9 protein-coding genes are annotated in these 8,617 nt (G+C 67.2%); 3 read left to right on the top strand and 6 right to left on the bottom strand.

The genetic code is table 11. The annotated features are described in order from the left end of the window. Positions 1–314 precede the first annotated feature (314 nt). The 5 genes from cobM to ABZ382_RS21210 form a co-directional block, all read right to left on the bottom strand. On the bottom strand, positions 315–1,073 hold the full coding sequence (gene cobM, locus ABZ382_RS21230) for a precorrin-4 C(11)-methyltransferase (protein WP_357091241.1): 759 nt from the start codon (positions 1,071–1,073) through the stop codon (positions 315–317). A gap of 22 nt (positions 1,074–1,095) precedes the next feature. Continuing rightward, on the bottom strand, positions 1,096–1,455 hold the full coding sequence (locus ABZ382_RS21225; protein ID WP_357091239.1) for a DoxX family protein: 360 nt from the start codon (positions 1,453–1,455) through the stop codon (positions 1,096–1,098). 209 nt (positions 1,456–1,664) lie between these two features. Continuing rightward, positions 1,665–2,090 carry a PPOX class F420-dependent oxidoreductase gene (locus ABZ382_RS21220; protein WP_357091237.1) on the bottom strand — a complete coding sequence of 142 codons (426 nt, stop codon included), beginning with the start codon at positions 2,088–2,090 and terminating at the stop codon, positions 1,665–1,667. A gap of 18 nt (positions 2,091–2,108) precedes the next feature. Next, positions 2,109–2,744 carry a response regulator transcription factor gene (locus ABZ382_RS21215; protein WP_357091235.1) on the bottom strand — a complete coding sequence of 212 codons (636 nt, stop codon included), beginning with the start codon at positions 2,742–2,744 and terminating at the stop codon, positions 2,109–2,111. Beyond that, on the bottom strand, positions 2,741–3,895 hold the full coding sequence (locus ABZ382_RS21210) for a sensor histidine kinase (protein ID WP_357091233.1): 1,155 nt from the start codon (positions 3,893–3,895) through the stop codon (positions 2,741–2,743). The genes ABZ382_RS21215 and ABZ382_RS21210 overlap by 4 nt, the downstream gene beginning before the upstream one ends. 129 nt (positions 3,896–4,024) lie before the next feature. Between ABZ382_RS21210 and ABZ382_RS21205 the strand changes: the two genes are divergently transcribed. The 3 genes from ABZ382_RS21205 (at position 4,025) to ABZ382_RS21195 (ending at position 7,350) form a co-directional block, all read left to right on the top strand. Further along, positions 4,025–5,074 (top strand): ABC transporter permease, encoded by a 1,050-nt coding sequence (locus tag ABZ382_RS21205; RefSeq protein WP_357091231.1) that lies wholly within the window; start codon positions 4,025–4,027, stop codon positions 5,072–5,074. Between the two features lie 35 nt (positions 5,075–5,109). Beyond that, the gene (locus ABZ382_RS21200) at positions 5,110–5,835 is read left to right on the top strand and encodes an ABC transporter ATP-binding protein (protein ID WP_357091229.1); all 726 of its coding nucleotides are present in this window, start codon (positions 5,110–5,112) and stop codon (positions 5,833–5,835) included. Positions 5,836–5,898: 63 nt separating this feature from the next. Next, positions 5,899–7,350 (top strand): DUF222 domain-containing protein, encoded by a 1,452-nt coding sequence (locus tag ABZ382_RS21195; protein ID WP_357091227.1) that lies wholly within the window; start codon positions 5,899–5,901, stop codon positions 7,348–7,350. 215 nt (positions 7,351–7,565) lie between these two features. Here the strand turns inward: ABZ382_RS21195 and ABZ382_RS21190 are convergent, their stop codons facing one another. Then, entirely contained in the window at positions 7,566–8,564 is a 999-nt protein-coding gene (locus tag ABZ382_RS21190; protein ID WP_357091226.1) for a YafY family protein, read from the bottom strand. Positions 8,565–8,617: the final 53 nt, after the last annotated feature.

Genomic DNA, 8,617 nt, shown 5'->3' with positions numbered 1-8,617 from the left:
CCCAAACCTCGCTTCCGGAACACCACGACCCGCGGTGTTCCCCGCCGAAAAACCCGAACAGGACGCCACCGCTGCGGTCAGCGTGACGTCCGGCGTTCGGGGCTTACTTCACCGTCTTGTTTTCGTTGTTGAGACTCCCTGGGAGGTATCCCCCCAGCTGGCCGATCTTGTTACATGGGCGCGACCACACCCACCGGCCAACGCCGGGTCACGGTCGTGATTCTGGTGACGGACACTCGGTCCAATCTACCGGCAGCGCGCAAGCGGGAATCCGAAAGGGCCATAGCCGTCGGCTATCGTCCCATTTCACCGTTTCACCCAGTGATATGCGACCTATCGCGACCAGGGTCGTACAGGTGGGACTGGGCACAATCGATACTTTCGGCCAGCGCCGGACCCACCAGAATGACCGCCGCCTGCCGCAATCCGGCCGCCTCCACCCGGTCCGCGATATCGGTCAGGGTGCCCCGGAGAATCCGCTGCTCGGGCTGGGTGGCGCGGTACACGACGGCCACCGGGCAGGCACCGCCGTAGTCGGCGGTCAGCTCCTGCGCGAGGGCGCGGATGCGGGTGATGGCCAGGTGCAGCACCAGCGTGGCCCGGGTGCGGGCGAAATTGGCCAGCGCCTCCGAATCGGGCATAGCCGTCGAGCGCGCGTGTGTCCGAGTCAACACCACCGACTGCACCTGTTCGGGCACAGTCAGTTCCGCCCCGAGCAGGGCCGCGGCGGCGGCGTACGCGGGCACCCCGGGCGTCACGTCCCACGGAATCCCCAGCGCGTCGAGTCGCCGCTTCTGTTCGGTGAGGGCCGAATATATGGAGGTATCGCCCGAGCACAGCCGCGCGACCTCCTTGCCCTCGGCGTGCGCCCGCGCGCAGTGCGCCACGATCTCGTCCAGATCCAGCTTCTGGGTATCGATCAATTCGGCGCCGGGCGCGCAGTACGCCAGCACTTCCGGGTCCAGATACGTCCCGGCGTACAGGCACACCGGGGACCGGCGCAGCAGTTCGACCGCGCGCACGGTCAGCAGATCCGCCGCCCCGGGCCCGGCCCCGATGAAGTGCACTGTCATCGGGCGAGTCTCGCACACCCGCTCAGGCGAACCGTCCGACCGCCACCAGCACCGCCACCACGAACAGCACCACGTTCGACAGCGAGCGCCCGTACTCCCCGCGCCGCACGTGGGTCACGAACCCGCCGACCATCACCAGGGCCAGACCCACCGCGGCGATCGGCGTCAGCACCTTCGCGATCCCGGTGGCCCACGGCAGCACCACCCCCAGGCCGCCCAGGATCTCCACGACCCCGATCCCCCGCACCGCGTTCTGCGACAGGTCGTCCACCCACGGCATCCCGCCGCGCAGCTTGTCCTTCTCGATCGCCGCCTTGGCGACGCCGCCGAGCACGAACGATGCGGCGAGCACGATCTGCCCGATCCACAGCCAGGTGTTCATTGGTCCTTACTCCTTGTCGTACATCCAGCTCGCGGCAACGGAATCCGCGACCCGGTCGATCAGCGCCCGATCGCCCTGCCCACCGAGCATGGTGAGCCAGAGGAAGACCGGTCCCGCGAATTGCGCGTGCGTCCAATCCAGATCGGGCAGCTCGGCCAGATCCCCGCGCAGGCTTCCGGTGTCGCGGTACTCGCGCGGGCAATCGGATTTCAGCCGCTGACCGAGAAGTCGGCGATGACCTTGATGGGACGGAGGCGGACCACGAGTTCACCCGGTACGCCATTGCGTTCGCCGAATTCCTCGGCCCGGTCCGGGCCCATGTAGCGGGCGGCGATGTCGGTCGCGGTGCGGACCAGGTCGGCGGGGTCCTCGGAGACCTTGGCGATGCCCTGGACCTGAACGAAGGAGTACGGGGGTTCGGACACGTCGACACAGAGGGTGACGCGGCCGTCACGAAGGATCGAACGCCCCTTGGCGGTGTCCTTGCCGGTATTGAAGACGATGTCGTCGCCCTCGAGGACGAACCAGATCGGGGCGACCAGGGGGCGGCCGTCGGCGGCCACGAAGGCCAGCTTGCCGGTGCGGGTGCCCTCGGTGAGGAAATCGCGGACGCGCTGATCGGACAGTGAGGCCATGGGCCTCACGCTACGACCTCAGATGGCTCCGCGCTCTCGAGCCCTGGCCACGGCGGAGGTTCGCGATTTCACGCCGAGCTTCGAATAGATGTGGACCAGGTGGGATTTGACGGTGGTCTCGGAGAGGAAGAGGCGCTTGCCGATCTCGCGGTTGGAGTGGCCGTCGGCGACCAGGCGCAGCACTTCGATCTCGCGGGGGCTCAGGGTGGTGTCGGGTTTGCGGACCCGGGTCATGAGGCGGGACGCGACCGACGGGGAGAGGACGCTCTCGCCTTCGGCGGCGGAGCGGACCGCGGCCAGGAGTTCGGCGGGCGGGGTGTCCTTGAGGATGTAGCCGACCGCGCCGGCCTCGATGGCGCCCAGGATGTCGGCGTCGGTGTCGTAGTTGGTGACCACCAGGACGTTCGGCGGATTCGGCAGGCCGCGCAGGGCGGCGGTGGCGTCCGCGCCGGACTTGCCCGGGCCGAAGCGCAGATCCATCAGGACCAGGTCGACGGCGGTGGTGGAACAGAAGGCCACGGACTCCTCGGCGGTGGCGACCTCACCCACGACTTCGATGTCGTCGGAATCGGTTTCGGTGACGGAGGAGTCGAGCAGGGCCCGCAGGCCCGCGCGGACGATGGCATGGTCGTCGGCGAGGAGGATGCGGATCATTGGTCCTCCAGGGGGAAGTAGACGGTGACGGCGGTGTGCCCGGGTTCGGACTCGACGTCCATGGTGCCGCCCTGCTGCTCCACCCGGCTCCGCATGGCGTTCAAACCGAAACTGCCGGAGGGGGACTCGGCCAGCACCGCGGGATCGATGCCGACACCGTCGTCGACGACGTCCAGGTGCACGGCGTCATCGCCGTAGGTGAGGGTGACCCGCATGCGCTGAGCCTGCGCGTGCCGCACCACATTCGACACCGCGCCCTGCGCGATGCGGACCAGCGCGGCCTCGATCGGCATGGGCAGCGCCTGCGGATCGCCCTCGACGAGAACCTCCGCGTCCAGTCCGGGCGCGGCGGCCCGCTCCGCGATCCGGGTGAGCGCGCCCGCGAGGGACTGGCCCTCCAGCGCGGCCGGCGTGAGTTCCGCGATGAGATGGCGGGTTTCGACGAGACTGTCGGCGGCGGTCTCGCGGGCCAGCCGAATCCGTTCCAGCGCGGGATGATCGGGGGCGGCGCGTTCGACGGCGTGCAGCAGCAGCTGGATACTGCTCAGCCCCTGCGCCACCGTGTCGTGGATCTCCTGCGCGAGCCGCTCCCGCTCGGCCATCTTGCCCGCGGTGCGTTCCTGTTCGGCGAGAGTCTCTCGGGTCGCGAGCAATTCGTCGATCAGCCGCTGCCGTTCGGCGGCTTCCCGGAACAGCGCCCCGTAGCCGAGCCCGATCGCGACCGCGACCAGCGCGCCCAGCAGCGGCCCGATCACGCCGGCGACCGTCCAGCCGCGATGCGCCGCGAACCCGACCACTGCGACCACGGTGGTGACGGTCACCGCCACCACGCCCCAATAACGCGGCAGCAGATGCAGATAGAGGAAGAAGAGCCCGAAGACCAGGTACACGGCCAGGGGTGCGACGAGCACCAGCCCCAGCCACAGCAGGGTCAGTGCCGCCAGCCAGACCCGGGCTCCCATCAGGTTCCGGCGGAACCGGCCGCCGGCGAAGTAGACGCCGAGGAAGACCGCCGCCAGTACGACCACCAGCACCTGATGCGATCCGGAGACGACCTCCTGCACCGCCACCACCGCGGTCAACGCCACGACCAGCACGTGCAGCCCGAGCTGCAGTGCGGAGAAGACGGGTGTCAGGGGGGACCGGTGCACGCGACCAGCTTATGCCGGGCAATTACCCCGGCATCCATCGAAAGTAGGAAACGCCGCCGTGCCGTTGGCGGACCGGGATTCGTTCCGCGGCGCGATGGCCGGAGGGGTTTTCCTGGACAGAGTGTAAGTATGTTCGTCGCATTCAGAGATCTGCGGGCGGCCCGCGGCCGCTTCCTCCTCATCACCTTGGTGGTCACGCTGGTCGCGCTGCTGGTCAGCTTCCTCAGCGGGCTGACGGCCGGTCTGGCGCATCAGAACATCTCCGCCATCGAGGCCCTGAAAGCCGACACGGTCGTCTTCTCCGACACCGGCTCCACCCCGTCCTTCGACGCCTCCACCCTGAGCACCGAACAGGTCCAGACCTGGGAGCGTGCGGGCGGCACCGTCGACCCGGTCGGCATCAGCCGCACCCGCGCCACCGTCAACGGCGCGTCACCCACCCAGGTGGCGCTGTTCGGCGTGCAGGGCACCCCCTTCGGCAAGCGCGTGGCTACCGAACCGGGCACGGTGATCCTGTCCAAGGCGGCCGCGAAGAACCTGGATGCCAAGACCGGTGACTCCGTCGAGCTGGGCTCCGCCCACTACACGGTGGCCGGCGTCACCGACGACGACTGGTACGCGCACACCCCTGTGGTGTGGATGACGCTGCCGGACTGGCAGGCCCTCAACCCGCACGCGGGCGCGGCCACCATCCTGGCCGTGTCCGGGGTGAGCGAGCAGAAGGCCCTCAACGCCACCGCGCACACCACGACCACCAGCAGCAAGGACTCGCTGTCCGCGATGGCCTCCTACCAGGCCGAGAACGGCTCGCTGACGCTGATGACCGTCATGCTGTTCGCCATCTCGGCGCTGGTGATCGGCGCGTTCTTCACCGTGTGGACCGTGCAGCGGCAGCCGGACATCGCGACCCTGAAGGCCTTGGGCGCGACCACCGGATCGCTGATCCGGGACGCGTTGAGCCAGGCCCTGATCGTGCTGCTGCTCGGTGTGGGCGTCGGCGTCGGGATCACTGTCATAGCGGGTCTGTTCATGGGCGGCGCGGTGCCGTTCATCCTCGCCGCGAGCACCACCCTGCTCCCGGCGGCGGCCCTGATCGCCCTCGGCTTGCTGGGCGCCGCCTTCGCCCTGCGCTTCCTCGTCACCACCGATCCGCTGACGGCCCTGAACCAGGCCCGCTGATGACCACAATCCCCTTGTCTCCCAGGAGCATCGCGATGACCAACGCACTCACCGTCTCCGACCTGACCCTCACCTTCCCGGACGGCGCGGACCGCATCACCGCGCTCGACCACGTGAACCTGCACGTGCGCGGCGGCGAGATCGCCGCCATCACGGGGCCGTCGGGCTCCGGCAAGTCCACGCTGCTGGCGACCGTCTCCACCTTGCTGCGGCCGGACTCGGGGCGGGTGGAACTCGAAACCGACTCGGGGACAGTGAATCTCGCGGAGTTGAGCCGCCGGGATGCGGCGACACTGCGGCGCGAGTCGATCGGGATCGTGTTCCAGCAGTCGAACCTGGTGCCGGCATTGAGCACGATCGAGCAGCTCGAGGCCATGGCGCACCTGGGGCAGAGCTGGTTCGTGACACCGGGCAAACGGCGCGGAGTTCGTTCGCGGGCACGGGATCTGCTGCACGCCGTGGGATTGAGCGGGCACGAGAACAAGCGGCCCGCGCAACTTTCGGGCGGGCAGCGGCAGCGGGTGAACATCGCGCGGGCGCTGATGAACGATCCGTCGCTGCTGGTTATCGATGAACCGACCAGTGCGTTGGATCGGGAGCGTGGGGCGGCGATCATCGACTTGATCACCGGGATCGTGCGGGAGCATGGGGCGGCGACTTTGCTGGTTACGCATGATCTGTCGCATCTGGATCAGATGGACTCTGTCTATCAGATGGTGGATGGTGTTCTGACACAGCAGAAATCAGCTCTAGCTGCGTGAATTAGTTTGGGAGAATGGACATTTCGGGTTCCATGCAAATTCTATCGGCGGTAGAATTAGTACATGGATTCGAATGGGGTGACACTCGACGACTGCGGCATCGCGCAACTGGCGGCCGCGGTCTCGACCCTCGCCGAATCCGTTCAGAACGGGAATCTGACGCAATTCGCCGACGGTGATGTGGTCGCGTTGATGCGGCAACTGGAAGTGGCCAAGCGGCAACTGTCATCTCTCGATTCGCGGCTGATCATCGAAGCGGGCGAACGGTCCCTGCACGTGCGGGACGGGATGCACGGGATGGTGCCGTTTCTGCGCCACACCCTCGGACTCTCAGCCCACGATGCGTCGGTGCGCGCGAAGATCTCCATCCAGTGCGGACAATTGGTCGACCCGACCGGGCACTTGAAGCCGATCCCACTGCCGGTCGCTGCGGAAGCCTTTGCCGCTGGCCAGATTTCCCGGGACCACGTGCGCAACATCATCGACGTCATCCACCACCTGCCCACCGACACCCCGCCGGAAGCGAAGGTGGAAGCCGAGCAGATCCTGGTCGACTACTCCCGCGAGGGGTGGCCCGATGATCTGCCCAAGATCGGACGCAACATCCTCGCCCGCGTCGACCCGGACGGGAAGGTCGTCTCCGACGCCGACCGCCGACGCCGACGCGGAATCACCCTGTGTCGACCCGGGGTGGATGGCATGTCGCGGATCGAAGGATGGATCACCCCCGAGTTGCGCGCGTGCCTCGACGCTGTGTTCGCGAAGCTCGCGCGGCCCGGCATGTGCAACCTCGAAGACGCTGAAAGCCCCACCGCCACGGGCGGGTTCATCGCCGACAGCGTTCTCGATGCTGCCGCGCGCCGGGACCGGCGTGATGCCGGGCAGCGCACTCACGACGCCATGCTCGCGCTGATGCAGCCGGGTGTGAACATGCGTGCCCTCGGCATGCACCGTGGCCTGCCCGTCGAGGTCGTGCTCACCATGAGCCTGACCGACCTCGAAAACGGCTCCGGCGTCGCCACCACTGCGTCCGGCACTCAGGTTTCTATCAACGAAGCCCTGAAGATGGCCGAAGGCACCCACCCTGTGTTGGCGGTCCTCGACGGTGACGGGATGCCGATCTACCTGCAGCGCTCCCGGCGCACCGCCAACCGGGCACAGCGTCTCGCGCTTCTGGCTCGCGACAAGGGTTGTACGCGTCCGGGTTGTGAACAACCCGCGTCGATGTGCGCCGCCCACCACGTCAATGATTGGGCCAAGGGCGGTCCCACTGATATCAACAACCTGACACTGGCGTGTGATCACTGCCACGCCCTGGTGAATGACAGTGCCGAGGGCTGGAAAACCGTTGTGATGGGCAAGGATTCACCGTATCGAGGGCGGACGGGGTGGATTGCTCCGAAGAGTCTTGACCCGACCGGGACCCCTCGGGTGAACGATCGCCATCACGTAGGCGAGGCGATCGCGGCTGCCATCGATTCCAGTTGCCGAAAGTGGCGCTCACGGGCTGCTTGATTCCCGAACTGCTCGTGCCCTGCTGGCGTGCGCAGAACTACGCAGAGTGTGGTCACCTCGCCTGCCCTGCCGCACTGGGGCTGACGCCAAGCTGAGAGCCGCTTCCCGCCGATCCCGGCCCAGGGACTGCACGCATCACCTTCTCGAGATATCCGCTCCGGCTTCTTTGGGTTCTTCCTTCTTTTGTCTTTTCTTCTTTCTTCTCCAGGCGTCTTTTATCTTTTGGTCCTTCCGTCTTTTGGTTCTTGTCTACCGTCTCCAACCGCACGCCCCGCACGATCGCGGATCCTGCCCAGTTCCTCCACCAACTCAGCCGGGCTGTGCACAGTGACCTCAACGCCCAACTGCAACAGCCGATACGCCACCCACTCAGGTGAGTCATCCCGCCACATATCGAGCGCACAGGCATCCGGCCCACGGGACACCACATCACCCGCCCCCTCCCCCAGCCGCCCGATCACCGCCTCGGCAGCAGCCTCGATCTCCACCAAGAAGTGCAACGACGGTGTACCCCAGTCCGTTCGAGCACCGGTGACGTACGCGGCCGGATCAGCGGCAGGAAGCTCACGCCGAGCGAACCGGGCCCCGGTCGCCTGCACCCGGCGAATCCGGTCCGCCCGGAAACTGCGCCAATCACCACGATCGATATCGAATGCGACCAGATACCAACGGTGCCGATACGGAACCAGCCCAACCGGCTCGACATTCCGTCGAGTCTCGACGCCATCCGCCGCCTCATAGGCGAAACGCACCCGCTCGGTGTTGGTGATCGCCGCGGCCAGCGCCGTCAGCAGTTCCGGATCCACCGGGTTCGTGCTCGCATCGGGCGCGATGGTCGCGACACCCAGAACCCGCACCCGGCGCCGCAGCTTGGCGGGCAGAACCTGCTCGATTTTGGCGAGCGCCCGGACCGATGCCTCCTCGATACCGGAGATCGCGGACCCGGCTGCCGCGCGCAGCCCGACGGCAATGGCCACAGCCTCCTCGTCGTCGACCAGTAGCGGCGGCATGGCGGCTCCGGCTACCAGCCGATAGCCGCCGGTCGCCCCCATGGTCGCTTCGACGGGATAGCCGAGTTCTCGGAGCCGGTCGACATCGCGGCGCACGGTTCGGTCCCTGACGCCGAGCCGATCGGCCAGTTCGCTGCCGGGCCATTCGCGCGGGGTCTGCAGCAGGGACAGCAACCGGAGCAGTCGCGCCGACGTATCGCTCATGTCCACCACCCTCCACCAAAAGTAGGACAAGAATAGTCCTACATAATCTTTAG

This window comes from Nocardia sp. NPDC005825 (assembly GCF_040630175.1).
GTDB lineage: Bacteria > Actinomycetota > Actinomycetes > Mycobacteriales > Mycobacteriaceae > Nocardia.
Note: the sequence above shows the minus strand (reverse complement) of the source record. Positions and strands in the feature narration are given on the sequence as shown.

Bases quoted from the DNA above. Each gene is read 5' to 3' on its own strand.
- ABZ382_RS21220 (WP_357091237.1), bottom strand. From the start codon at position 2,090: ATGGCCTCACTGTCCGATCAGCGCGTCCGCGATTTCCTCACCGAGGGC.
- cobM (WP_357091241.1), bottom strand. From the start codon at position 1,073: ATGACAGTGCACTTCATCGGGGCCGGGCCCGGGGCGGCGGATCTGCTG.
- ABZ382_RS21195 (WP_357091227.1), top strand. From the start codon at position 5,899: ATGGATTCGAATGGGGTGACACTCGACGACTGCGGCATCGCGCAACTG.
- ABZ382_RS21215 (WP_357091235.1), bottom strand. From the start codon at position 2,744: ATGATCCGCATCCTCCTCGCCGACGACCATGCCATCGTCCGCGCGGGC.
- ABZ382_RS21190 (WP_357091226.1), bottom strand. From the start codon at position 8,564: ATGAGCGATACGTCGGCGCGACTGCTCCGGTTGCTGTCCCTGCTGCAG.
- ABZ382_RS21200 (WP_357091229.1), top strand. From the start codon at position 5,110: ATGACCAACGCACTCACCGTCTCCGACCTGACCCTCACCTTCCCGGAC.
- ABZ382_RS21205 (WP_357091231.1), top strand. From the start codon at position 4,025: ATGTTCGTCGCATTCAGAGATCTGCGGGCGGCCCGCGGCCGCTTCCTC.
- ABZ382_RS21225 (WP_357091239.1), bottom strand. From the start codon at position 1,455: ATGAACACCTGGCTGTGGATCGGGCAGATCGTGCTCGCCGCATCGTTC.